This window comes from Acidovorax bellezanensis, from assembly GCF_025421555.1.
GTDB lineage: Bacteria > Pseudomonadota > Gammaproteobacteria > Burkholderiales > Burkholderiaceae_C > Comamonas > Comamonas bellezanensis.
This window is the reverse complement of sequence record NZ_JAODYH010000001.1, coordinates 448,377-470,771: the sequence shown is the minus strand read 5'-3', so window position 1 is coordinate 470,771 and position 22,395 is coordinate 448,377. Positions and strand designations below refer to the sequence as shown.

The 22,395-nt window shown below is 64.3% G+C and carries 23 protein-coding genes; 12 read left to right on the top strand and 11 right to left on the bottom strand.

Annotation, left to right across the window (positions count from 1 at the left end; translation table 11 throughout):
- Positions 1–22 precede the first annotated feature (22 nt).
- The 11 genes from N0K08_RS02130 (at position 23) to nagZ (ending at position 10,760) form a co-directional block, all read left to right on the top strand.
- Positions 23–646 carry a sigma-E factor negative regulatory protein gene (locus N0K08_RS02130; RefSeq protein ID WP_261498338.1) on the top strand — a complete coding sequence of 208 codons (624 nt, stop codon included), beginning with the start codon at positions 23–25 and terminating at the stop codon, positions 644–646.
- Between the two features lie 191 nt (positions 647–837).
- Positions 838–2,307: a DegQ family serine endoprotease gene (locus tag N0K08_RS02125; protein ID WP_261498337.1), complete on the top strand. Its 1,470-nt coding sequence runs from the start codon at positions 838–840 to the stop codon at positions 2,305–2,307.
- 412 nt (positions 2,308–2,719) lie between these two features.
- Complete coding sequence (gene lepA, locus N0K08_RS02120) at positions 2,720–4,528, top strand: translation elongation factor 4 (protein WP_261498336.1); 1,809 nt, start codon at positions 2,720–2,722, stop codon at positions 4,526–4,528.
- Positions 4,528–5,505 (top strand): signal peptidase I, encoded by a 978-nt coding sequence (gene lepB / locus N0K08_RS02115; protein ID WP_261498335.1) that lies wholly within the window; start codon positions 4,528–4,530, stop codon positions 5,503–5,505. The genes lepA and lepB overlap by 1 nt, the downstream gene beginning before the upstream one ends.
- A gap of 55 nt (positions 5,506–5,560) precedes the next feature.
- On the top strand, positions 5,561–5,920 hold the full coding sequence (locus N0K08_RS02110; protein ID WP_261498473.1) for a DUF4845 domain-containing protein: 360 nt from the start codon (positions 5,561–5,563) through the stop codon (positions 5,918–5,920).
- Positions 5,921–6,607 carry a ribonuclease III gene (gene rnc / locus N0K08_RS02105; protein ID WP_261498334.1) on the top strand — a complete coding sequence of 229 codons (687 nt, stop codon included), beginning with the start codon at positions 5,921–5,923 and terminating at the stop codon, positions 6,605–6,607. It begins immediately after the preceding gene.
- Positions 6,600–7,628 (top strand): GTPase Era, encoded by a 1,029-nt coding sequence (gene era, locus N0K08_RS02100; protein WP_261498333.1) that lies wholly within the window; start codon positions 6,600–6,602, stop codon positions 7,626–7,628. Before rnc ends, era begins: the two co-directional genes overlap by 8 nt.
- Positions 7,629–7,636: 8 nt before the next feature.
- Positions 7,637–8,413: a DNA repair protein RecO gene (gene recO, locus N0K08_RS02095; RefSeq protein WP_261498332.1), complete on the top strand. Its 777-nt coding sequence runs from the start codon at positions 7,637–7,639 to the stop codon at positions 8,411–8,413.
- The gene (locus N0K08_RS02090; RefSeq protein WP_261498331.1) at positions 8,410–9,198 is read left to right on the top strand and encodes a pyridoxine 5'-phosphate synthase; all 789 of its coding nucleotides are present in this window, start codon (positions 8,410–8,412) and stop codon (positions 9,196–9,198) included. Before recO ends, N0K08_RS02090 begins: the two co-directional genes overlap by 4 nt.
- Positions 9,199–9,202: 4 nt before the next feature.
- Entirely contained in the window at positions 9,203–9,601 is a 399-nt protein-coding gene (gene acpS, locus N0K08_RS02085; RefSeq protein ID WP_261498330.1) for a holo-ACP synthase, read from the top strand.
- 67 nt (positions 9,602–9,668) lie between these two features.
- Positions 9,669–10,760 carry a beta-N-acetylhexosaminidase gene (nagZ, locus tag N0K08_RS02080; RefSeq protein ID WP_261498329.1) on the top strand — a complete coding sequence of 364 codons (1,092 nt, stop codon included), beginning with the start codon at positions 9,669–9,671 and terminating at the stop codon, positions 10,758–10,760.
- Positions 10,761–10,771: 11 nt separating this feature from the next.
- Here nagZ and N0K08_RS02075 read toward each other — a convergent pair whose 3' ends face one another.
- From N0K08_RS02075 to N0K08_RS02050, 6 genes are all read right to left on the bottom strand, one after another.
- On the bottom strand, positions 10,772–11,950 hold the full coding sequence (locus N0K08_RS02075; protein WP_261498328.1) for a hypothetical protein: 1,179 nt from the start codon (positions 11,948–11,950) through the stop codon (positions 10,772–10,774).
- A gap of 19 nt (positions 11,951–11,969) precedes the next feature.
- A complete protein-coding gene (locus N0K08_RS02070) occupies positions 11,970–12,416 on the bottom strand; it encodes a type III secretion system chaperone (RefSeq protein ID WP_261498327.1) in 447 nt (148 codons plus the stop codon).
- Positions 12,417–12,503: 87 nt separating this feature from the next.
- Complete coding sequence (locus tag N0K08_RS02065) at positions 12,504–13,151, bottom strand: mechanosensitive ion channel family protein (protein ID WP_261498326.1); 648 nt, start codon at positions 13,149–13,151, stop codon at positions 12,504–12,506.
- A gap of 120 nt (positions 13,152–13,271) precedes the next feature.
- Positions 13,272–14,306, bottom strand: a complete 1,035-nt coding sequence (locus N0K08_RS02060; protein ID WP_261498472.1) for a GGDEF domain-containing response regulator — start codon at positions 14,304–14,306, stop codon at positions 13,272–13,274.
- A gap of 163 nt (positions 14,307–14,469) precedes the next feature.
- A complete protein-coding gene (gene lysS, locus N0K08_RS02055) occupies positions 14,470–16,029 on the bottom strand; it encodes a lysine--tRNA ligase (protein ID WP_261498325.1) in 1,560 nt (519 codons plus the stop codon).
- 118 nt (positions 16,030–16,147) lie between these two features.
- Positions 16,148–16,783 (bottom strand): LON peptidase substrate-binding domain-containing protein, encoded by a 636-nt coding sequence (locus N0K08_RS02050; protein WP_261498324.1) that lies wholly within the window; start codon positions 16,781–16,783, stop codon positions 16,148–16,150.
- Positions 16,784–16,895: 112 nt separating this feature from the next.
- Here N0K08_RS02050 and N0K08_RS02045 point away from each other — a divergent pair, with 112 nt between their 5' ends.
- Positions 16,896–17,444 carry a YggT family protein gene (locus tag N0K08_RS02045; protein ID WP_261498323.1) on the top strand — a complete coding sequence of 183 codons (549 nt, stop codon included), beginning with the start codon at positions 16,896–16,898 and terminating at the stop codon, positions 17,442–17,444.
- A gap of 208 nt (positions 17,445–17,652) precedes the next feature.
- On the opposite strand, the gene accD is transcribed toward N0K08_RS02045, so the two are convergent.
- The 5 genes from accD to truA form a co-directional block, all read right to left on the bottom strand.
- Positions 17,653–18,525, bottom strand: coding sequence for an acetyl-CoA carboxylase, carboxyltransferase subunit beta (gene accD / locus N0K08_RS02040; RefSeq protein ID WP_261498322.1), 873 nt, complete (start codon positions 18,523–18,525; stop codon positions 17,653–17,655).
- A 195-nt stretch (positions 18,526–18,720) separates the two neighbouring features.
- Positions 18,721–19,530 carry a tryptophan synthase subunit alpha gene (gene trpA, locus N0K08_RS02035; protein WP_261498321.1) on the bottom strand — a complete coding sequence of 270 codons (810 nt, stop codon included), beginning with the start codon at positions 19,528–19,530 and terminating at the stop codon, positions 18,721–18,723.
- Entirely contained in the window at positions 19,527–20,780 is a 1,254-nt protein-coding gene (gene trpB, locus N0K08_RS02030) for a tryptophan synthase subunit beta (RefSeq protein ID WP_261498320.1), read from the bottom strand. The genes trpA and trpB overlap by 4 nt, the downstream gene beginning before the upstream one ends.
- On the bottom strand, positions 20,780–21,499 hold the full coding sequence (locus N0K08_RS02025) for a phosphoribosylanthranilate isomerase (RefSeq protein WP_261498319.1): 720 nt from the start codon (positions 21,497–21,499) through the stop codon (positions 20,780–20,782). The genes trpB and N0K08_RS02025 overlap by 1 nt, the downstream gene beginning before the upstream one ends.
- Positions 21,496–22,347, bottom strand: coding sequence for a tRNA pseudouridine(38-40) synthase TruA (gene truA, locus N0K08_RS02020; protein ID WP_261498318.1), 852 nt, complete (start codon positions 22,345–22,347; stop codon positions 21,496–21,498). Before truA ends, N0K08_RS02025 begins: the two co-directional genes overlap by 4 nt.
- Positions 22,348–22,395: the final 48 nt, after the last annotated feature.

The window sequence follows — 22,395 nt, the reverse complement described above, 5'->3', positions numbered from 1 at the left end:
CGCATCCGGTGGGGATACGGCAATGAATGAAGATCTGAACCAAAGTCAAAGAGAACAGTTGTCGGCACTGGCCGACGGACAGCTTGCGCCCGAAGACATGGCGCAGGCGCTGGCATTTGCCGACAGCGGTGAAGGCCGACAGACCTGGCAGCTGTACCAGTTGGTGGGTGACGTGCTGCGCTCTCCCGAGTTGGCCCACCATGCGCGCCACGACGTGCTGTCGGGGGTGCGCGCCCAGTTGGCCAGGGAGCCGCGGCCTGCGCCGGCGCCGCTGAGCCAGGTAGCTGCGGCCGGGCCGACCGCGCCGGACCGGGCCGCCAACAGCGCCGTGTTCCGCTGGAAACTGGTCGCAGGACTGGCTTCGGTGGTGGCTGTGGCGGCGCTGGCCTGGACGGCCCTGCCTATGGGCGGCAGCGGCGTGGATGCCGGCATGCAACTGGCTGAAGGCGGGGCGCCCGTGCAATCCGTTCCCGCGACCACCATGGTGGCCCTGCAGGGCGAGGCCGGCGGACCGGTGATGCTGCGTGATCCGCGCCTGGACGAACTGCTCGCCGCCCAGCGCCAGTACAGCAGCGCCGCGGCCTTGCAAATGCCCGCGAACTTCCTGCGCAACGCCAATTTTTCCGCGCCCGCGCCACAGCCCTGACGCGGGGCCTGGGTGCGGCGCTCCCAGGGGGGCTGCACCGGCGCCGCAATGCGTGCATGATGGCGTTCATCGGTGCCTGTCAGGGCCCGGTGCTTTGGCGCTTGCGTCTGCGCGCGATGATCCAGGGAACCAAATCTGTTTCTGGTTTTCCAAACGATGTTGTTGAATCAAGAATTTGTGAAAGGCTGAGAATGTCCCATCCCTCCTGGAAATCGACCCGTTCCTATGTGCTGGCATCGGTCATGACGGCCATGTCTGTCGGTGCCTTGCTCCCCGTGACTCCCGCGCATGCGCAAACCTCGGCGGTGCGTGGCCTGCCCGACTTCACCGAGCTGGTGGAGCAGGTAGGGCCGTCAGTGGTCAATATCCGGACCTTGGAAAAAGTCGCCAGCCGCGGTACTGCCAGCGGCATGGACGACGACATGCTGGAGTTCTTTCGGCGTTTCGGCCTGCCCATTCCCAATCAACCGCGCCAGCAGCGCCCGCAGCAGCAGCCCGAGGAAGAGCAGCCACGCGGCGTGGGCTCGGGCTTCATCCTGACGTCGGACGGCTACGTGATGACCAATGCGCACGTGGTCGAAGGCGCGTCCGAAGTCATCGTGACGCTGACCGATAAACGTGAATTCAAGGCCAAGATCGTCGGCTCGGACAAGCGCACCGACGTGGCCGTGGTGAAGATCGACGCCACCGGTCTGCCGGCGGTGAAGGTCGGCGACGTCAGCCGCCTCAAGGTGGGCGAGTGGGTGATGGCCATCGGCTCGCCCTTCGGCCTGGAAAACACCGTCACGGCGGGCATCGTCAGCGCCAAGCAGCGCGACACCGGCGAGTACATTCCATTCATCCAGACCGACGTGGCGATCAACCCCGGCAACTCGGGCGGGCCGCTGATCAACATGCGCGGTGAAGTGGTCGGCATCAACAGCCAGATCTATTCGCGTTCGGGCGGCTTCATGGGCATCTCCTTTGCGATTCCCATCGACGAAGCGACCCGCGTCAGCGAGCAGCTGCGCACCACGGGCAAGGTCGTGCGCGGGCGCATCGGCGTGCAAATCGGCCAGGTGACCAAGGACGTGGCCGAGTCCATCGGCCTGGGCAAGCCCCAGGGCGCGCTGGTGAGTGCCGTGGAAGCGGGCTCGCCGGCCGAAAAGGCCGGGGTCGAGCCGGGTGACGTGATCACGCGCTACGACGGCAAGACGATTGAGAAGTTTGGCGATCTGCCGCGCATGGTGGGCAATACCAAGCCCGGCACCAAGAGCCAGCTCACGGTGTTCCGCCGCGGTGCCTACCGCGACCTGAGCATTGCCATCGCGGAAGTCGAGCCCGATGAAAAGGCCCAGGCCGCTGCCGCCGTCGCCGAAGACAAGCCCGGCAAGGCATCGCCAGCAGCCCAGAAGCTGGGCCTGGTCGTGGCCGAGCTGACCGAAGCGCAAAAGAAGGAGCTCAAGATCAAGGGCGGCGTGCGCGTGGTGTCGGCCGAGGGCGCGGCGGCGCGTGCCGGCCTGCGTGAAGGCGATGTGCTGCTGGCCGTGGCCAATAGCGAAGTCACCGGCCTCAAGAGCTTTGAAGCCGCGCTGGCCAAGGCCGATAAAACCAAGCCCATCAATCTGCTGGTGCGCCGTGGCGAGTGGGCGCAGTATGTGCTGATTCGCCCGGTCCGCTGAGCCCCCATGGGCCTGTGACCGCTGCGCCGGGCTAATCCCCTGGCGCGGCGTATTTGCCCCCTATCCGCTGTGGCAGACGCATTGGGTAGAATGCCCTGTTATGGCTTTGACGGCCCGCGGCGCAGGCCTTCCAGAGGCCACGCTGAGAAATAGCCGTGCGCACCCTGAAAAGGGGCGTGCTTGAGTGAATTGACCCGTGTGCACCATGCAGTCGCAGTGGCGCAATCCCCCGGAAGGGATGGTGGTGGTCGGCTTGAAATCGGGGCTTTTTGCCTACAATCGAGCCCCAACCATCGCAGTTGCCCTAGATTGTTGGTTCAGGGCGCGTCATTTGCCGACGCGCCCTTTTTTCTTGCACGCGCCGGTTGCACGCGCCACCCTTCGTTTTATTCTTACCAGACGCTCTTCGTTGATGAAGCACATCAGAAATTTTTCCATCATTGCGCATATCGACCACGGCAAGTCGACTCTTGCAGACCGACTGATACAACGCTGCGGCGGTCTCTCCGAGCGCCAAATGGAATCGCAGGTGCTGGACTCGATGGACATCGAGAAAGAGCGCGGCATCACCATCAAGGCGCAGACGGCGGCGCTGCTCTACAAGGCCAAGGACGGCCAGGTCTATAACCTCAACCTGATCGACACGCCCGGCCACGTCGACTTCTCTTATGAAGTCAGCCGCTCGCTGTCGGCCTGCGAAGGCGCGCTGCTGGTAGTCGATGCCTCGCAAGGCGTCGAAGCCCAGACCGTGGCCAATTGCTACACCGCGCTCGACCTGGGCGTGGAAGTGGTGTCCGTGCTCAACAAGATGGATTTGCCCAATGCAGATCCCGACAACGCCAAGGCCGAGATCGAGGACGTGATCGGCATCGATGCCACGGACGCGATTCCCTGCTCGGCCAAGAGCGGCATGGGCATCGACGACATCCTCGAAGCCATCGTGGCCCGCATTCCCCATCCCAAGGGCGACCCCGATGCTCCGCTGCGCGCGATGATCATCGACAGCTGGTTCGACTCCTATGTCGGCGTGGTGATGCTGGTGCGCGTGGTCGACGGCCAACTCAAGAAGAACGAGCGCATCAAGCTCATGGCCACGGGCGCCGTCTACGAAGCCGGCTCCCTGGGCGTGTTCACGCCAGGCAACGATCCGCGCGACATCCTGCGCGCGGGCCAGGTGGGCTACGTGATCTGCGGCATCAAGGAATTGAAGGCCGCCAAGGTCGGCGACACCATCACGCTTGAAAAGAAGCTGCCCAACAATATGGGTCCGGCCGCGCAGGCGCTGCCAGGTTTCAAGGAAATCCAGCCCCAGGTGTTTGCCGGTCTGTACCCGACCGAAGCCAGCGAGTACGACTCGCTGCGCGACGCGCTCGAAAAGCTGCAGCTCAACGATGCTTCGCTGCATTACGAGCCCGAAGTCTCGCAGGCGCTGGGCTTCGGCTTCCGCTGCGGCTTCCTGGGCCTGCTGCACATGGAAATCGTGCAGGAGCGTCTGGAGCGCGAATTCGACCAGGATTTGATCACCACCGCGCCCAGCGTGGTCTACCAGGTGGTCAAGGCCGATGGCGAAGTGATGATGGTCGAGAACCCGTCCAAGATGCCCGACCAGGGCCGGATGGAAGAAATTCGCGAACCCATCGTCACCGTCCACCTGTACATGCCGCAGGAATATGTGGGCCCGGTGATGACGCTGGCCAACCAGAAGCGCGGCGTGCAGATGAACATGGCCTACCACGGCCGCCAGGTCATGCTGACCTACGAAATGCCGCTGGGCGAAATCGTGCTCGACTTCTTCGACAAGCTCAAGAGCGTCTCGCGCGGCTACGCCTCGATGGACTATGAGTTCAAGGAGTACCGTGCCTCCGACGTGGTCAAGGTCGACATTCTGCTCAACGGCGAAAAAGTCGATGCCCTGTCCATCATCGTGCACCGTTCCCAGTCGCTGTACCGCGGCCGGGCCGTGGTCGCGAAGATGCGCGAAATCATCAGCCGCCAGATGTTCGACGTGGCCATCCAGGCGGCCATCGGCGCGAACATCATTGCGCGCGAAACCGTCAAGGCCTTGCGCAAGAACGTGCTGGCCAAGTGCTACGGCGGCGACATCAGCCGCAAGCGCAAGCTGCTGGAAAAGCAAAAGGCCGGCAAGAAGCGCATGAAGCAAATTGGCGCGGTCGAAGTTCCGCAGGAAGCCTTCCTGGCGATTTTGCAAGTGGAGGATTGATGCAAGCAATGCAATGGATCACGTCCGCCGTTCTGGCGGCCTTCGTGGGATACATCGGTGCCTGGTATTTCGGTGCCCTCGAGGGCAACTTCGCGTTGCTGCTGTTCCTGGCCACCGTGGTGACCGGCGTGTACTGGGTGGCCGAGCGCCTGTATTTCTGGCCGCGCCGCCGCAAGGCTGCGCAGGCGCTGGAGCAGGCCGTGGTGCAGCGCCGCGCCGAGCTCGACAGCAAGGGCATCACCAAGCTCGACATCGACATCAGCCCGGAAGCCCGTGGCCGCATCCTGATGCAGCCCTGGTGGCTGGACTGGACCGCCGGCCTGTTTCCGGTGATTGCCATCGTCTTCGTGCTGCGTTCCTTTCTGTTCGAGCCGTTCAAGATTCCTTCGGGCTCGATGATTCCGACGCTGATGGTCGGCGACCTGATCCTGGTCAACAAGTTCACCTATGGTGTGCGCCTGCCGGTGATCAACAAGAAGATCATCGAGGGCGGGACGCCCCAGCGCGGCGACGTGATGGTGTTTCGCTACCCACCCCAGCCCACGCTGGACTACATCAAGCGTGTGGTCGGCGTGCCCGGCGACGAGGTGGCCTACCTGAACAAGCGTCTGACGATCAACGGCAAGCCCGTGGAAACCAGCGCCCTGCCGGACTTCTTTGAAAAAGACGTGATGCGTTACTTCAAGCAGTTCGAGGAAAAGCTGGGCGACCAGCCCCACCGTCTGCTCAACAATCCCGATGTTCCAGCGTTTATCCAGGGTGCGAGCGATTTTGCATACCGTGAAAACTGCCGCTACAGTGTGGAAGGCGTGACCTGCAAGGTACCCGAAGGCCATTACTTCATGATGGGCGATAACCGCGACAACTCGCTGGATTCGCGCTACTGGGGCTTTGTGCCCGACGAAAACATTGTCGGCAAGGCGTTTTTCGTCTGGATGAATTTCGGCGATATCAAGCGTATCGGCAGCTTCCACTGAACGCTGCCGCGAATATGGGACTGGCCCTGGGGCCTGAGGAGACGGGAATATGACGATGCACAACACCGCCCGCCGCACGCGCCAGCGTGGGCTGTCCTTTATTGGTTTGGTGTTTATTGCGGTGGTGGCAGTTTCCGTTGTCGCGATTGGCGGACAATCCCTTCCCATCTTTCTCGAATACCAGGCCGTCATCAAGGCGGCCAAGAAGGCAGCCAGTGAAGGCACGACGGTGCCTGAAGTGCGGGCCATTTTCGACCGGGCCGCAGTGATAGACAACATCTCTTCCATCCAGGGCAAGGACCTGGAGGTGACCAAGCAGAATGAACAGGTGCAGGTCGCCTTCAGTTACTCCCGCGAGATTGCGCTGGCTGGTCCGGCCTATCTCGTCTACCGTTTTAAGAAGCAGACTCCCTAGGTGCAACCCGGACTCATCGCACTGCAGCAGCGTCTGCAGTACACATTCAAGGACCCTGCCTTGCTGCAGCGTGCGATCACGCACCGCAGCTTTTCGGCAGACCATAACGAACGCCTGGAATTTCTGGGCGATTCGGTTCTCAGCCTGGCGATTTCCAGCCTGCTGTTCGAGCGCTTGCGCTCCCTGCCCGAAGGCGATCTTTCGCGCGTGCGCGCCAACCTCGTCAAGCAGGACACGCTGCACCGCATCGCCGTGCGCCTGCAGCTGCCCGAAGTGCTGCGCCTGGGCGAAGGGGAATTCAAGTCGGGCGGCAAACAGCGCCCGTCCATCCTGGCCGACGCGGTGGAAGCCGTGATTGGCGCGGTCTATCTGGATGCCGGCTACACGCCGGCCGAAGTGCTGGTGCACCACCTGTTCGAGAAGGTGGAAATCAACCCGCAGATGGAAGCGGCGGCCAAGGATGCCAAGACCGCACTCCAGGAATGGCTGCAAGGCCGAAAAATGAAACTGCCGCAGTACCGTGTGGTGGCTACCACCGGGGCGGCACACCGTCAGCAATTCGAAATCGAATGTGCCATTGCCGAATTGGGCCTGACCGAGTGCGGCACGGGTGGATCCCGCCGCGCCGGCGAACAGGCTGCGGCCGAGGCCATGTTGACCACATTGAAAGCGAAAAATCATGAATGATGCTACCCACGACGTAGCTGGCGATGCAGGCGAAGAAAAGCCTGCCGCGCAAACTGCCGCGCAGACTCCTGTAGATGCCAATATCGAAGCCATGCTGGCCGCGGCCAGCGTGCCCGCTTACGAGCAAGGCCAGCGCTGCGGCCTGATCGCCATTGTCGGCAAGCCCAACGTGGGCAAGTCCACGCTGATGAATGCACTGGTCGGCCAGAAGATCAGCATCACTTCGCGCAAGGCACAGACCACGCGCCACCGCATCACCGGCATCGCCACGCGCGAAGCCACGCAGTTCGTGTTCGTCGACACGCCGGGTTTTCAGACCCAGCATTCGACGGCCCTGAACAAGTCGCTGAACAAGACCGTGATGGGCGCGATCAGCGATGTGGACCTGATTTTGTTCGTGGTCGAAGCCGGCAACTTCACGCTGGCCGATGCCAAGGTGCTGAGCCTGTTCAAGCCCGGCATTCCCACGCTGCTGCTGGCCAACAAGCTCGACCAGATCCATAGACGCGCCGACCTCGCGCCCTGGCTCAAGAGCATGCAGGAACGCCACCCGTTCACCGAATTCGTGCCCATGTCGGCCAAGAAGCGCGACGACATCCAGCGCCTGTTCGGCATCTGCGAGAAATACCTGCCTGAGCAGGGCTGGTTCTACGGCCCCGACGAGTTGACCGACCGCAGCGAGAAATTCCTGGTCACGGAAACCGTGCGCGAAAAGCTGTTCCGCTTCACCGGCGACGAGCTGCCCTACACCTCCACGGTGGTGCTGGACAAGTTCTCCGAGGAGAAGAGCAAGGAACACAAGCGCTTCATGCGCATTGCCGTGACCATCGTGGTCGAACGCGACGGCCACAAGGCTATGGTGATCGGCGACAAGGGCGAGCGCCTCAAGCGCATCAGCACCGAAGCCCGCCAGGAGCTCGAGCGCCTGATGGACGCCAAGGTGTTCCTGGAAGTCTGGGTCAAGGTGCGCTCGGGCTGGGCCGACGATGAAGCGCGCGTGCGCTCCTTTGGCTACGAATAAGCGCTAGCTTGGCTGCCAAGCGCGTCATCGACGAGCCCGCCTATGTGCTCCACAGCTATGACTGGAGCGAATCCAGTCTGATTCTGGAGGTCTTCACGCGCCACCGCGGCAGGGTGGCGCTGGCGGCCAACGGCGCCAAGAAGCCGACGTCCAACTTCAGGCCGGTGCTGCTGCCGCTGCAGCCACTGCGCCTGACTTACACCCTGGGCGCGGAAGGCAATGCCGAAATCCACAGCCTCAAGGGCGCGGAGTGGGTCGGCGGCCATGTCATGCCCACGGGCGAGGCCTTGCTGTCCGGCCTGTACCTCAACGAATTGCTGCTGCGCCTGATGGCGCGCGACGATCCCTACGCGGCGCTGTTCGACGTCTATGGCGGCGTGGTGCGGGTGCTGGCCGGCACCCAGGGCGAAGCCCTGGAGCCCGTGCTGCGCGCTTTCGAGCTGGTGCTGCTGCGCGAACTGGGCCTGTTGCCCAGCCTCGGCGAGGAAACCATGACCTTGTCGGCGCTTGAGGCGCGCAGCCGCTACATGCTGGTGCCAGAAGGCGGGCTGCGTCAGGCCGCGGCCGGCGAGCGCGCTGCCCTCACGGGCGCACAATGGCAGGCGCTGGAACAGGCCCTGGGCAGCGCCAACACCCCGACGGCCTCGGTCTACACCGCGACTTTGCGTGCGGCCGCGCCCGTGGCCCTGGCCCTCAAATCGCAATTGCGGACCTTGTTGCAATACCATTGCGGCAGTCCCTTGCTGCGCACCCGCCAGCTGATGATGGATTTGCAAAACCTATGACTTCCTCTGCTACTGCCACCACCCGCACCGCGCTGTCGGTCAACGTCAACAAGGTTGCGCTGGTGCGCAACACGCGCCACCTGGGCATTCCCAGCGTGACGCGCGCGGCCCAACTGTGCCTCGAGGCCGGCGCGCAAGGCATCACCGTGCACCCGCGGCCCGACGAGCGCCATATCCGCGCCAGCGATGTCAGCGAGCTGCAGGAGCTGCTCAAGCAGTGGCCCCAGGCCGAATACAACATCGAAGGCAACCCCTTTCACAACCTGATGGACTTCATCCGCGCGCAGCGACCCCATCAGGCGACCTTCGTGCCCGATGGTGAAGACCAGTTCACCAGCGACCATGGCTGGAACTTCCCCCAGGACGCCGAGCGCCTCGCGCCGCTGATCGCCGAATGCAAGGCCCTGGGCGTGCGCGTGAGCCTGTTCATGGACCCCATCCCCGCGCAAATGGCGGCCGCCAAGGCCGTGGGCGCGGACCGGGTCGAGCTCTACACCGAGCCCTATGCCGCGGCCTGGGGAACGCCTGCACAGGCGCAGCAGCTTGAAAGCTACCGCGCGGCTGCCCAGGCGGCGCTGGACGTGGGCCTGGGCATCAACGCCGGCCACGACCTCAACCTCGACAACCTCGCGGCCTTCGTGGCCCAGGTGCCGGGACTGCAGGAAGTCTCCATCGGCCATGCGCTGATCGCCGACGCACTCGAGCGCGGCTACGCGGGCGCGGTGCAGGCGTACCAGGAGACCATAGCCGCGGGCATGCGTTCCAAGACAGCCCAGACGGCCTGACGCCATGATCTACGGCATAGGCACGGATATCTGCGATGTGCGGCGCATACGCGCCAGCCTGGAGCGCCATGGCGACCGCTTCGCCGAGAAGGTGCTGGCCGAAGGCGAGCTCGCCACCTGGCGCGCACGCAGCGCGCGCTGGCCGGATCGCGGTGTGCGCTATGTCGCCACGCGCTTTTCGGCCAAGGAGGCCTTCAGCAAGGCCATAGGCATGGGCATGCGCATGCCCATGACCTGGCGGCACTGCGAAGTCGTGAAGCTGCCCAGCGGTCAGCCCAGTATCGTGCTGCACGGCGCGCTCAAGGAATGGTTCGAGGCGCGGGACCTGCAAGTGCATTTGAGCGTGAGCGACGAAAGCGACTACGCCACGAGTTACTGCGTGGTCGAGAAAAAAGCCGCCTAGCGGCTGCCAGCCGCGCAGGGCGCTGGCATCATGCGCGGATTGAAGGATTTTCCCCCAAGGACCGAACATGACCGAGCACGCTCCCCTCATCATCGACATCGCCGGCACCGAGCTCACGCCGGCTGACCGCGTCCGCCTGGCGCACCCGCTGGTCGGCGGCATGATACTGTTCGCGCGCAACTGGCAGGACCGGGCCCAGTTGCTGGCGCTCACGGCCGAGATCAAGGCGGTGCGCGATGACCTGCTGATCTGCGTGGACCACGAAGGCGGTCGCGTGCAGCGTTTTCGCACCGACGGCTTCACCCATTTGCCGCCCATGCGCGCTTTTGGCCAGATGTGGATGGACGACGGCCAGGGCGCGAAGCGGCGCGAAGGCAGTGGTGCGATGCGCGCCATGGACGCCGCCACGGCCGCGGGCTATGTGCTGGGCTGCGAGCTGCGCGCCTGCGGCGTGGATTTCTCCTTCACGCCCGTGCTGGACCTCGACTGGGGCGAAAGCGGCGTGATCGGCGACCGGGCCTTCCATGCGGACCCGCGCGTTGTCGCGGCCCTGGCCAAGAGCCTGATGCACGGCCTGCTGCAGGCAGGCATGGCCAACTGCGGCAAGCACTTCCCCGGCCACGGCTTCGTCAAGGCCGATTCGCATACCGACATGCCCGTGGATTCGCGCGGTCTGCAGGCCATCCTGGCCGGCGATGCCGCGCCTTATCCCTGGCTGGCCTCGGTGCTGACCAGCGTCATGCCGGCCCACGTGATCTACCCCAAGGTCGACAAGCGCCCCGCGGGCTTCTCGGCCAAATGGCTGCAGGACATCTTGCGCGGCCGGCTGCGTTTTGACGGCGCGATCTTCAGCGACGACCTGAGCATGGAAGCCGCGCGCCGGCTGAATGGAAAGACCCTGAGTTTCACGGACGCCGCCATCGAAGCCCTGAACGCGGGCTGCGACATGGCGCTGCTGTGCAACCAGAGCCTGGGCGACGGCCTGGCGCTGGACGGGCTGCTGGACGGCCTGCAGACCGCGCTGGAGCAGGGCCGCTGGACGCCCAGCCTGGACAGCGAATCGCGCCGCCTGGCGCTGCTGCCCGAAACCCTGCCCCAGAGCTGGGAGGAGCTCATGCTCCAGCCGGCCTACCGCAACGCGTTGGACCGTCTGCCCTGAGGCGGGCGCGGTCACTGGTCCGTGCTGTGGCGGATGTCGGTGGTGAGTTCCAGTGGTTTCAGGACGGAGACGGTGGGCGGAGCATCCGTGGCGCCTAAAGATGACATCTCCAGTTGGAGAGAGAATTTGGCCGTGATGTTGCTGCCCTTGTCCAGTTCCAGCATATCGATTTCGCCATTGCGTGCGGATGTCAGGCCCGGCGGTGAGTCCCAGCTGCAGCACAGGTCGATCTGCACGCTTTTGTCGGGCAGCACGGTGATGGTGTAGCTCTGCTGCGCCGTGCCCACAGGCAGAAACCCGGCTTCGCCGTTGACACCCAGAGGCAGCTTGCTGATCAAGGTACTCACGGGACTGAAGGCCTGCTGGTTGGTAAAGCGGCTGACCCATTGGGCCATGGGCTTGCCGCAGGCTTCGGCGAGGGCCGTGGAGGCCTCCCGAACGTTGTGACTTTCCTGGCTGGGCGGAAAAGTCTTGCCATCGATGGTCACGCCATCGCGTTTCCAGTCCTTGACGGCCTGCTGGTGGATCGATTCCGCTGCCGAGGTGTCGGCCGAGGGCATGGGGTCCGTGAGCAGCACGCCTTTCAGTTGGCTGACCTCGGCATGAAAAATTTGCTGGTGGCTGCTGGTCCTGGCTTCCATGGCCCGCGTCAGTCGTTCCTGTGCCTGCTGCATTACAGGGGCGTCGTGGGGCAATGCGCCCAGGTTTTTGACAGCCGCGTGGGCCTTTTCCCATTGCATTACCGCGGAACGCTCCTGCCTGTTCATGCTGGTTGTCTTGATGGATTGCAGCAGCGTCTTGAGCAGGTTCGATACGCCGGACAGCACGCGCAGGATGCTGGCGCTGGCACCGCGTGACCGGGCTGCTGCCTGGCCATCGCCATTGCCTAGCTGGCGCTCTTTCAGGCGAGCGATGCCCTTGTCGCTGGAGGGGGGCGCCGCGCTGTCCACTTTCGCCTGGAGATCTGGAGAAACGCCGGCCAGCGTGGCTTGCAGCGTCGAATCGGCGCGGTGCAAAGCCTGGGTGGCTCGGCCATCACCGACTGCAATCTGGCGTCCACCGAGGGGGCCCAAGCCATTGCGGGCTTCGGTATCGCGGGAGTGGTCCGGGGCATTGGTCGCCGCGGTATCTGTGCCTTGCAGCCCTGTTGGTGGAATGCTGGGGGAAATCCGGGAGGCAATGACGTTCATGGCAGCTCTTCGCGGTGTATCAAGCGTAGACGTTGAGACTGTTCTGGAATAAGGCCGGTGGCTCGGTGCTGGAGTCTCCGGCGACATATTCTTTCCAGGCCAGCCCGATGTCGCTCACCCAGCCGAGCAGGGCAGCGAGCTTGTCGGCATCGAGGCTGTGCAGCGGCCGGCGAATGCTCAGGCTGACCGTATCGTCATCGGGGATCACGCCCAGCGTGCCGCCGCGGGTGGCGGTCCAGCCGTGGTTGGCCAGCAACAGGGTGCGGGCGACCTGGGGCCAGCGGTCTGAGCGCACGGCGCCCAGCAGGCTGCACAGCAGCACTTGCGCTTTGTCGTCGTTGCCTTCCAGCTGCAGGCTGATCGACAGGTTGTCGATCAGGATTTCCTCCGTGGCGAGCAAGGATGGTCCATCCAGTCCAATTTCTTCGGCCAGTGCCGTCAGCAGGTCATCGTAGCGTTGGCGCATAGCAAACCGTTTCTAGAAAACTGAAGATGCTTGCTCTGTAACCGCAGGGATGAAGTGGTTCCACGATGGACCCCGTGGTACACCCTGTTACGCAGGGGGTGTGCGAGAGGTCAGTTCCAGCGCTGCAGCCTCTTCCACGTCCGACGGCGGCGCATCGTCCGGCACATGGGCATGGATTCCGCCTTTCCAGCGGCGCACCACGCGCTGGAAGATCAGTGAATTCGGAATCTGCAGCAAGGTGCCTTCGCCATGGCGGCCCGAAGTATCTTCCAGCGTGGTGTAGAGCATGTTGATGTCGATCACGCGGCCTTTGGCGCCGGGCTTTTCCGCGGTGTCGAGCAGCTCGATGTAGTCGCCCAGACGGTAAGGGCCCACGGTGACGATGAGCAGGGCGCAGAACAGGTTGGACAGCACGCTCCAGGCGGCGAAGAAGGCCACGGCGCCGACGGTGGCAAACCCCGTGAAGGCCGTCCACAGCACGGTGGCCGAGACGCCCAGGCGCTCCAGCAGCAACAGCACGGTGGCTGCAATGATCAGCCAGCGGATGACGCCGCGCAGCGGCACCAGCAGCTCGCGCGGCAGCGCATAGTGGGCACCGGCGCGCGCGATCAGGCGCTTGAAAAACAGGTTGATCAGCCAGGCGGACAGCAGGATCAACAGGATTTGCGTGGCGGGAATCAGGACTTCCAGCCAGTCCTGCAACCAGCTGGGCAGGTGAGTGAAGAGGCGACGCATAGCTCCAATGGGGTCGAAAAAGGAAGGGTACAGGCGGTAGAGCCCGGGCCACAAGCCTATCAGCTATCCATGCCGCAGCCCCTGAAATGGGCGCATCCCCACCCCGGAGCCTTCTGCCGCTCAGAAGGGGGCAGCGACGCCGCCGCGTTGCTCGATGGTATCCATCTGCATCTCGAAGCTGAAAAAACGGTCGCGGCCCTGGGCCTTGGCGGCATACAAGGCCTGGTCGGCGCGCATCAGCATGCTTTCGGCGCTGGTGTGGTCATCGGGGATGCAGGTCGTGATGCCGCCCGACAGCGTGAGCACGGCGCACAGCGGAGAGTCGGGGTGCGGAAGGGCGCGCAGGCTCAGCATCTTGCCCAGGGCACGGGCGAAGGTCATGGCGCCCGAGCGCGGCGTGTTCGGCAGGATCAGCGCGAATTCTTCGCCGCCGTAGCGCGAGGCCACGTCGCGCGGGCGCACGCAGACTTCGCGCAGCAGCTTGCCCACCGCGCGCAGGCATTCATCCCCTTTGACGTGGCCGCAGCTGTCGTTGTAGCGCTTGAAATGGTCCAGGTCGCACAGCATCAGCGTCAGCGGCGTGCCGTCGCGCCGTGCGGCCATGATTTCCGCGTGCAGGATGCGGTCGAAGCCCCGGCGGTTGACCAGGCCCGTGAGCGCATCCATCTCCACCATCTCGTTCAGGCGCTGGTTGGCCAGATGCAGCTCGGCCGACATGGAAATCAACCGGCGGCGCATGTCCAGCAGGCGGCGCATGGCGCGCAGCTTGGCCACCAGCACGATGGGTTTGACGGGTTTGACCAGGTAGTCGTCGCCGCCCGATTCGATGCCGCGCCAGACATCGAGGTCGTTGTCGAGGCCGGACAGGAAAATGATGGGCGTCCAGTCGCCGGGCTCGGCTTCGCGCATCTGGTGGGCGACGGCATAGCCGTCGATGCCGGGCAGGCGGATGTCGAGCAGCACCAGGTCGGGGCGGCGCAGCTTGAACAGTTGCAGCGCCACCTGACCGTCGGCCGCTTCCATGACTTCGGTCACGCCCGCGTATTGCAGCTCCTGCACCAGCGAGGCGCGCAGTGATGCCTGGTCTTCGACCACCAAGACCGAGAAGGGGGCAGGATCCGTATGGGGCGTGAAGCGAGCCCCGGTGGGTTCGATGGCTGGAGGGGGCTGCGTCGGGATCACATCGGGTTCCTTGGGGCCTGAAGCCCGGAGTGCAATCGCGCCTCCGGCCAAATATGTCTGCCGGCCAAGCGGCGACAGAAGATACAAGTGTAAACGTCAGCCGGTGCGCAGCTTACACCTTTATCCAGCCTGTGCCTTAGCGTTCGTGGCGCAGTGCGGGGAACAGGATCACGTCGCGGATGCTGGCACTGTCGGTGAGCAACATCATCAAGCGGTCCAGGCCCACGCCGCAGCCACCGGTGGGAGGCATGCCGTATTCGAGCGCGCGCACGAAGTCGTGGTCGAAGAACATGGCTTCGTCGTCGCCGCTGTCCTTGGCGTCGACCTGGGCGTTGAAGCGCGCAGCCTGGTCTTCGGCGTCGTTCAATTCGCTGAAGCCATTGCCGAACTCGCGGCCCGTGATGTACAGCTCAAAGCGCTCGGTCACTTCGGGGCGGTCGTCGTTGGCGCGGGCCAGCGGCGAAATTTCCGTCGGGTGTTCCATGATGAAAGTCGGGTTCCAGAGCTTTTCTTCGACCAGTTCTTCAAAGTACAGCACTTGCAGGCTGGCCAGGGTGCGGCCCGAGAGCTTGTTCTTGTCTTCGGTCAAGCCCAGCTTGCGCAGCGCGGGAATCAGCCAGTCGCGCTGGTCGACGTTGTCGCCGGCTTCGGTGTACTTGAGGATGGCTTCGCGGATGGTCAGGCGCTCGAAAGGCTGGGCCAGGTCCACGGGCTTGCCGCCATAGCTCAACTGCAGGCTGCCGACAGCCTTCTGGGCGGTGTCGCGGATCAGCTTTTCGGTGAAGTCCATCAGGTCGCGGTAGTTCCAGTACGCGGCATAGAACTCCATCATGGTGAATTCAGGGTTGTGCCGGACCGAAATGCCTTCGTTGCGGAAGCTGCGGTTGATTTCGAACACGCGCTCGAAGCCGCCCACGATCAGGCGCTTGAGGTAGAGCTCGGGCGCAATGCGCAGATACATTTCCTGGTCGAGCGCATTGTGGTGCGTGACGAAAGGCTTGGCATTGGCGCCGCCGGGAATGGGGTGCAGCATGGGCGTTTCGACTTCGAGGAAGTCGTGTTGCACCATGAACTCGCGCACGCCGCTGATGGCCTTGGAGCGGGCGGTGAAGCGGCGGCGTGCGGCTTCGTCCATCATCAGGTCGACGTAGCGCTGGCGGTACTTCTGTTCCTGGTCGGCCATGCCGTGGAACTTGTCGGGCATGGGGCGCAGGCTCTTGGTGAGCAGGCGCAGCGCCGTGACCTTGATTGACAGCTCGCCGGTCTTGGTCTTCATCAGGGTGCCCGTGGCGCCGATGATATCGCCCAGGTCCCAACGCTTGAACTGTGCATACAGCTCTTCGCCAATGGCGTCGCGCGTGATGTAGAGCTGGATGCGTCCGCCGGTCGCGCCCAGCGAGCCGTCCTGCACGGTGGCGAAGCTGGCCTTGCCCATGACGCGCTTGAGCATCATGCGGCCGCCTACGCTGACGCTGACAGCGGCGGCTTCCAGCGCTTCGGGCGTTTGCTCGGCGTAGCTGGCCTGGATGTCGGCCGCGTGGTGCGTGGGCTGGAAGTCGTTGGGGAAGGCCACACCACCGCCTTGGGCTTGGGCTGCGCGCAGCGCTTTGAGTTTTTCGCGGCGCTCGGCGATCAGTTGGTTTTCGTCCTGAGGGGCGGCGGTCTCGGCAGCGGAGGAGGTGTTGTGGTCAGACATGAACAAAGCGCCAGCGTGCGAGCGCTGGTGGAACGGGGCCAAAACCGGTGATTTTAAGTTCTTTAGTCGAGTTGGGCATGCACCCATGCAATGGCCGTGTGGCGCACCTGCTCACGCATCAAAAACCGATGCCGCTGCGCTCGAGAACGTCGGCCACCAGTTCCAGCCGCACCAGTGGATTTTCCAGCTCCATCAGTTGCTGGCGCAAGGTGGTTGTCAGCGGCAGCAGCTCGCACCAGCGGTTGGCCACCCAGCCGCAGTCCTGCAGGTGCAGGCTGTCGGGCAAGGCCAGGCCGGGATCATCGGCGTGCTGGGTGCGCAGCGTCTGCAGCAACTGGGCCAGCGCCTGGGCCGCGGCCTGCAGGTCGTTGGGTACGGCCACCGTGAGGTCGGGCTCTATGAGCTCCACGTCGGCCACCCACAGGCCCTGGGGCAGGCAGCGGCGCTCGCGCACGTGAAAGCGCTGCGTGCCCTGGCACAGCAAATGCATCAGACCGGGCTGGGGGAATTGCAGCTGGGCAATGGTGGCCAGGGTGCCCACACTGTGGAACTGCTCGGGCGGTGCGCCGGCCTGGCGGACTTCATGCCCGTCGGTCAGCGCCACCACGCCAAACGGCGCGCCGGTGTGCGCGCATTTGCGCACCATGTCCAGGTAGCGCACTTCAAAGACACGCAGTGGCAGGCGGCCGCCAGGGAACAGTACGCTGCCCAGGGGGAACAACGGCAGGGAAGTGAGGGTCAGGGGTAATGTCATGGTGCTGAGGCCTTGCCCGCTATCATCCCATGGAGCCCCAGTCCCTGTCGTGCAGGCACAAGCCGCCTGTCTGTGGCGTTTTTGCCGCAAGCTTCTTAGCCATCATTCCTACATGTTTTTTCAGATCATCACTTTCTTGCTGGACGTCGTGGTGGGCTTGCTCACCGGCATCTGCCTGCTGCGCCTGTACATGCAGGCCCAACGCGTTCCGTTTTCCAACCCCGTGGGGCGTCTGGTGTTTGCACTGTCCGACTGGATCGTGCTGCCGCTGCGCAAGGTCGTGCCGCCCACAGGACGCTGGGATGCGTCAAGTCTGATCGCGGCTTTTGTGCTGCAGCTGCTGCAGTACCTGCTGCTGTGGCTGATGATGGGCGCGGGTGCGCAGGGACTGTGGCTGCCCTGGCTGGCGCTGTGCGGCCTGCTGCGCGTGCTGCTGTCGGGCTGCATAGGCATTGTGCTGGTCTACACCATCCTGTCCTGGGTGCAGACGCGTTCGCCCATCTCCCAGGTGCTGGAACGCCTGGCCGAGCCCCTGCTGCGCCCGGTGCGCAAGGTGATGCCGCTGATCGGCGGCATCGACCTGTCGCCGTTGGTGCTGCTGGTGCTGCTGCAGATCGCGATGATGGTGCTGGCCTATGTGCAGGCAGGTGTGCTGATGTGAGCCTGTAAACAAAAAAGCGGTAAGTGCATGGCTGCACTTACCGCTTTTTTTTTGAAGGTGGCACAGCCCTTGAAACTGGCGCGTCCCAGCAAGGGGACACCGAGCAAGGGCCGCCCCGCAACGATGGTGTCGTCCCCCTCCACCGTAGGTTGAGAGGGGGGAGCCGGGGCGGCCCAAGCCGCGGAAGCGGCTCAGGGGGTGCTTATTTTCAGGCTACCGCGTCGGCAGGCAGGCGCTGCAGCATGGCCAAGCTGCTGGCCACGGTGTCGCGCAGGTTGCGGCGGTCGACGATCATGTCGACGGCGCCCTTTTCCTGCAGGAATTCAGCGCGCTGGAAACCTGGCGGCAGCTTCACGCGCACCGTGGTTTCGATCACGCGCGGGCCGGCGAAGCCGATCAGCGCCTTGGGTTCGGCGATCACGATGTCGCCGACAAAGGCAAAGCCGGCCGACACGCCGCCCATGGTCGGGTCGGTCAGCACGCTGATGTAGGGCAGGCCCTTCTTCGCCAGGCGGGTCAGCGCGGCGTTGGTCTTGGCCATTTGCATCAGGCTCAGCAGGCCTTCCTGCATGCGTGCGCCGCCGGTGGCGGTAAAGCACAGGAAAGGCACTTTCTGCTCGATGGCGGTTTCGACGCCGCGCACGAAGCGCTCGCCGACGACCGAGCCCATGGAGCCGCCCATGAAATCGAATTCAAAGCAGGCCACGACCAGATTGACGCTCTTGACGGAGCCGCCCATCACAATCAGTGCATCGGTCTCGCCGGTGTTCTCCAGGGCTTCCTTGAGGCGCTCGGGGTACTTGCGGCTGTCCTTGAACTTCAGCGGATCGACGGGCACGACTTCCTGGCCGATTTCGTAACGCCCTTCGGCGTCGAGGAAATGGTTCAGGCGGGCGCGCGCGCCAATGCGGTGGTGCTGGCCGCAGGTCGGGCAGACGTTCTGGTTTTTCTCCAGGTCGGCCTGGTACAGCACGGTTTCGCAGCAGGGGCACTTGATCCACAGGCCTTCAGGGATCTGGTGACGCTCTGTCGGGTCGGTGTGCTGAATTTTGGCAGGCAACAGTTTTTCAAGCCAAGACATAGTATTTCCTCTTGATTTATCCGTGGCACCAGCGATGCTCGCAGCCCCTGAAACTGGCGTGCCCCAGCGTGGAGGCAGCGAGCAAGGGCTGCCCCGCAGCGAGGGCGCCGTCCCCCTCCACCGAAGGTTGAGAGGGGAAGCCGGGGCGGCCCAAGCCGCGTCAGCGGCTCAGGGGGTGCTTAACGTTTTGGTGCATTATGCGTCGAGTGCCTTACGCACACCGCGCAGAAAGTCAATGGTGAGCGGTACGACTTTTTCGTGGGGCTGGCCGTCGAGCATCTCGATGATGCGGCTGCCGATGACCACGGCATCGGCCATCTGGCCGATCACCTGGGCGGTCTGGGCATCGCGGATGCCAAAACCCACGCCCACGGGAATGTTCACATGCGCGCGAATCCGCGGCAGCATGGCTTGCACGGCCGAAGGGTCCAGGGCGCCGGATCCGGTCACGCCCTTGAGCGAGACGTAGTAGACGTAGCCGCTGGCCACGCGAGCGACCTGCTGGATGCGCGCGTCGGTGCTGGTGGGCGCGAGCAGGAAGATCAGGTCCATGTCGCGCGCGCGCAGCGCGGCCGCGAATTCCGCGCATTCCTCGGGCGGGTAGTCGACGATCAGCATGCCGTCGACGCCGGCGTTGGCCGCGTCGTTGACGAAAGCGCCTTCGCCATGGATCTGGTCATAGCGCTCGATAGGGTTGGCGTAGCCCATCAGCACCACGGGGGTGCTGTCGTTCTTCTGCCGGAATTCGCGCACATAGGCCAGTACCTGGACCACGCCCACGCCCAGGGCCAAGGCCTTGTCGCCGGCTTTCTGGATGGTCGGGCCGTCGGCCATGGGGTCGGAGAACGGCACGCCCAGCTCGATCACGTCGGCGCCGGCTTCCACCATGCCGTGCATCAGCGCCGGCGTGATGGCCGCGAACGGGAAGCCGGCCGTGACGTAGGGAATCAAGGCCTTGCGGCCTTCGGATTGGAGTTTTTCGAATGTGGCGGCAATGCGGCTCATGCGGCAGGCCCTCCCTTCACAGTCAGACCGCGCATGGACGGGCGGTCATAGAAATCAGCGCCCGACAGGTCGGCAACCGTGCCGATGTCCTTGTCGCCGCGGCCCGAAAGATTGACCAGGATGGACTGGTCGGCGCGCATGTCCTTGGCCAGCTTCATGGCATAGGCCACGGCGTGGCTGGACTCGAGCGCCGGAATGATGCCTTCCGTGCGGCACAGGTAGTGGAACGCCTCGAGCGCTTCGGTGTCGGTGATGCCGACATATTCGGCGCGGCCGATTTCCTGCAGCCAGGCGTGCTCTGGACCCACGCCAGGGTAGTCCAGGCCGGCGCTGATGCTGTGCGTTTCGAGGATCTGGCCGTCGTCATCCTGGAGGATGAAGGTGCGGTTGCCGTGCAGAACGCCCGAGCTGCCGCGCTGCAGCGAAGCCGAGTGCTTGCCCGTGTCCAGGCCCATGCCCGCGGCTTCCACGCCGATCAGGCGCGTGGCTTCGTAGGGGATATAGGGGTGAAAGATGCCGATGGCATTGCTGCCGCCGCCCACGCAGGCGACGACCGCGTCGGGCTGGCCGCCCGCGAGGAATTCCGGCATCTGCGTCAGGCATTCGGTGCCGATCACGCTCTGGAAGTCGCGCACCATCATGGGGTAGGGGTGCGGGCCCGCGGCCGTGCCAATGATGTAGAAGGTGCTGTCGACGTTGGCAACCCAGTCGCGCATGGCTTCGTTCAAGGCGTCCTTGAGCGTCTTGCTGCCCGATTCCACGGGCACGACGGTGGCGCCCAGCAGCTTCATGCGGTAGACGTTGGGGCTTTGGCGACGGATGTCTTCGGCGCCCATGTAGATGATGCACTCCATGCCATAGCGCGCGCAGATGGTGGCCGTGGCCACGCCGTGCTGGCCCGCGCCGGTCTCGGCGATGATGCGCTTCTTGCCCATGCGCTTGGCGAGCATGGCCTGGCCGATGACGTTGTTGATCTTGTGCGCGCCGGTGTGGTTCAGGTCTTCGCGCTTGAGGTAGATCTGCGCGCCGCCCATTTCACGGCTCATGCGGGCCGCATGGTAGACGGGCGAAGGACGACCCACGTAGTGGTTGAGCTCGGACTCGAACTCGGCGACGAACTCGGGATCGTGCTGGTAGCGCGCATAGGCTTCGCGCAGCTCGGTCAGTGCGTGGGTCAGGGTTTCGCTGGCAAAGCTGCCGCCATAGCGGCCGAAATGCCCGGAGGCGTCCGGGTGCTGATAGTCAAACATTACAAATTCTCAAGGGTTTGGGCATCGGCCGCACGCACAGCGGCAACGAAGCGGTGAATCTTGTCGGCGTCCTTGACGCCTTTGATGGGTCGGCCGTCGGGGCCCGTGGCCTCTACGCCAGAGCTGACATCAACGGCCAGCGTCTTGCAACGCGGGCGTAGCTGTTCGATGCCATCGGCTACGTTTGCAGGCGTGAGTCCACCAGACAAAACGAGGTGAGAGTCGACGCTTGGTGGTAGGAGTGACCAATTGAATGCCTTGCCGCCGCCGCCATAGCCGTCCACATGGGCATCGAGCAAGATGGCTTGGGCGTGAGAGTAACGCTGTGCATATTCTACGAGGTCGAAGCTGGCTGCGGCGTCGCCAAGGGGAATCCGTGCGGCGCGCAGGAAGGCGCGCGTGCCGCCACTGGCTTGCAGGCATTGCTCGGGCGACTCATCGCCGTGGAATTGCAGGCAGGCGCCGGGGATGGTCGCGCAGGCCTCCTGGATGCGCTTTGCGGTCTCGTTGACGAACAGCAGAACGGGCGTGACGAATGGCGGCAGGCGGCGCGCCAGCTGCGCGGCGCGCGCCAGGCTCACCGCGCGGGGGCTGGGCGCATACAGCACAAAGCCTATGGCATCGGCCCCGGCGGCCACGGCCTGGTCCACGTCTTCTTCACGGGTCAGGCCGCAGATCTTGATGCGGGTACGCAGCGGTTTTGCAAAAGTCGGGTTCATGGCAGCCAATCATACGCAGCGGCACGCGTGGGAAGACCCCACACCGCATCGTAGACCGGACCCAGGAAATACAAGCCGTCAGGGGAAAAAGTCGGCGCGGCGGCATCGCGCGAGCGCGCATCCAGCACGGTCTGCATCCAGTCCACGGGCTGCTTGCCCTGGCCGATGGCGATCAGGCAGCCCATGATGTTGCGCACCATGTGGTGCAGGAAAGCGCTGCCCTCGAATTCGAAATGCCAGTAGCAGGTCTGCATCGGCGGCTCGCCCGGGCGGCCCAGGCCGTGCAGGCCGTCCAGTGGGCCGGAGGCGGGCGACGCGCGGCGCGAGATGTCAATGCGGTGCATGGTCTTGACCGGGCTCTTGGCCTGGCAGGACGAGGCCCGAAAGGACGAGAAGTCATGCTCGCCCAGCAGTTGCCGCGCGGCGGCCTGCATGGCCTCGCCGTCGAGCTCATGGAACACCCAGCCCACGCGACCGGCCTCGACGCTGGGGCGCACCGGAGACTGCAGCAGCACATAGGCATAGCGGCGCGCCGTGGCGCAAAAGCGTGCGTGGAAATCCGTGGGAACGATCTGGGCCCATTGCACGGCGATGTCGGCCGGCAGGTAGGTGTTGGTGCCGCGCACCCAGGAAAACGGCGTGCGCGACAACTCCGTGTCGAAATGCGCCACCTGCATGATGCCGTGCACGCCGGCGTCGGTGCGGCCCGCGCACACGGTGGGCACGGGCTGCGTGGCAAAGCGGCCCAGGGCCGCTTCGAGATGGTCTTGCACCGTGTTGCCGGACGTCTGGCTTTGCCAGCCGTTGTAGCGCTGGCCGTTGTAACTCACTCCCAGGGCTACGCGCATGGCAGCTCCTTGCCGGACGCGCGCGGCGCCGGGCTTGTCATCAAAAAA

Coding starts and splice junctions, on each gene's coding strand:
- nagZ (WP_261498329.1), top strand. CDS start 9,669: ATGACCGAGCACGCTCCCCTCATCATCGACATCGCCGGCACCGAGCTC.
- N0K08_RS02110 (WP_261498473.1), top strand. CDS start 5,561: ATGCACAACACCGCCCGCCGCACGCGCCAGCGTGGGCTGTCCTTTATT.
- lepA (WP_261498336.1), top strand. CDS start 2,720: ATGAAGCACATCAGAAATTTTTCCATCATTGCGCATATCGACCACGGC.
- lepB (WP_261498335.1), top strand. CDS start 4,528: ATGCAAGCAATGCAATGGATCACGTCCGCCGTTCTGGCGGCCTTCGTG.
- N0K08_RS02050 (WP_261498324.1), bottom strand. CDS start 16,783: ATGACATTACCCCTGACCCTCACTTCCCTGCCGTTGTTCCCCCTGGGC.
- era (WP_261498333.1), top strand. CDS start 6,600: ATGAATGATGCTACCCACGACGTAGCTGGCGATGCAGGCGAAGAAAAG.
- trpA (WP_261498321.1), bottom strand. CDS start 19,530: ATGAGCCGCATTGCCGCCACATTCGAAAAACTCCAATCCGAAGGCCGC.
- N0K08_RS02045 (WP_261498323.1), top strand. CDS start 16,896: ATGTTTTTTCAGATCATCACTTTCTTGCTGGACGTCGTGGTGGGCTTG.
- N0K08_RS02070 (WP_261498327.1), bottom strand. CDS start 12,416: ATGCGCCAACGCTACGATGACCTGCTGACGGCACTGGCCGAAGAAATT.
- N0K08_RS02065 (WP_261498326.1), bottom strand. CDS start 13,151: ATGCGTCGCCTCTTCACTCACCTGCCCAGCTGGTTGCAGGACTGGCTG.
- N0K08_RS02090 (WP_261498331.1), top strand. CDS start 8,410: ATGACTTCCTCTGCTACTGCCACCACCCGCACCGCGCTGTCGGTCAAC.
- N0K08_RS02075 (WP_261498328.1), bottom strand. CDS start 11,950: ATGAACGTCATTGCCTCCCGGATTTCCCCCAGCATTCCACCAACAGGG.
- trpB (WP_261498320.1), bottom strand. CDS start 20,780: ATGTTTGACTATCAGCACCCGGACGCCTCCGGGCATTTCGGCCGCTAT.
- accD (WP_261498322.1), bottom strand. CDS start 18,525: ATGTCTTGGCTTGAAAAACTGTTGCCTGCCAAAATTCAGCACACCGAC.
- N0K08_RS02025 (WP_261498319.1), bottom strand. CDS start 21,499: ATGAACCCGACTTTTGCAAAACCGCTGCGTACCCGCATCAAGATCTGC.
- N0K08_RS02130 (WP_261498338.1), top strand. CDS start 23: ATGAATGAAGATCTGAACCAAAGTCAAAGAGAACAGTTGTCGGCACTG.
- acpS (WP_261498330.1), top strand. CDS start 9,203: ATGATCTACGGCATAGGCACGGATATCTGCGATGTGCGGCGCATACGC.
- N0K08_RS02125 (WP_261498337.1), top strand. CDS start 838: ATGTCCCATCCCTCCTGGAAATCGACCCGTTCCTATGTGCTGGCATCG.
- truA (WP_261498318.1), bottom strand. CDS start 22,347: ATGCGCGTAGCCCTGGGAGTGAGTTACAACGGCCAGCGCTACAACGGC.
- lysS (WP_261498325.1), bottom strand. CDS start 16,029: ATGTCTGACCACAACACCTCCTCCGCTGCCGAGACCGCCGCCCCTCAG.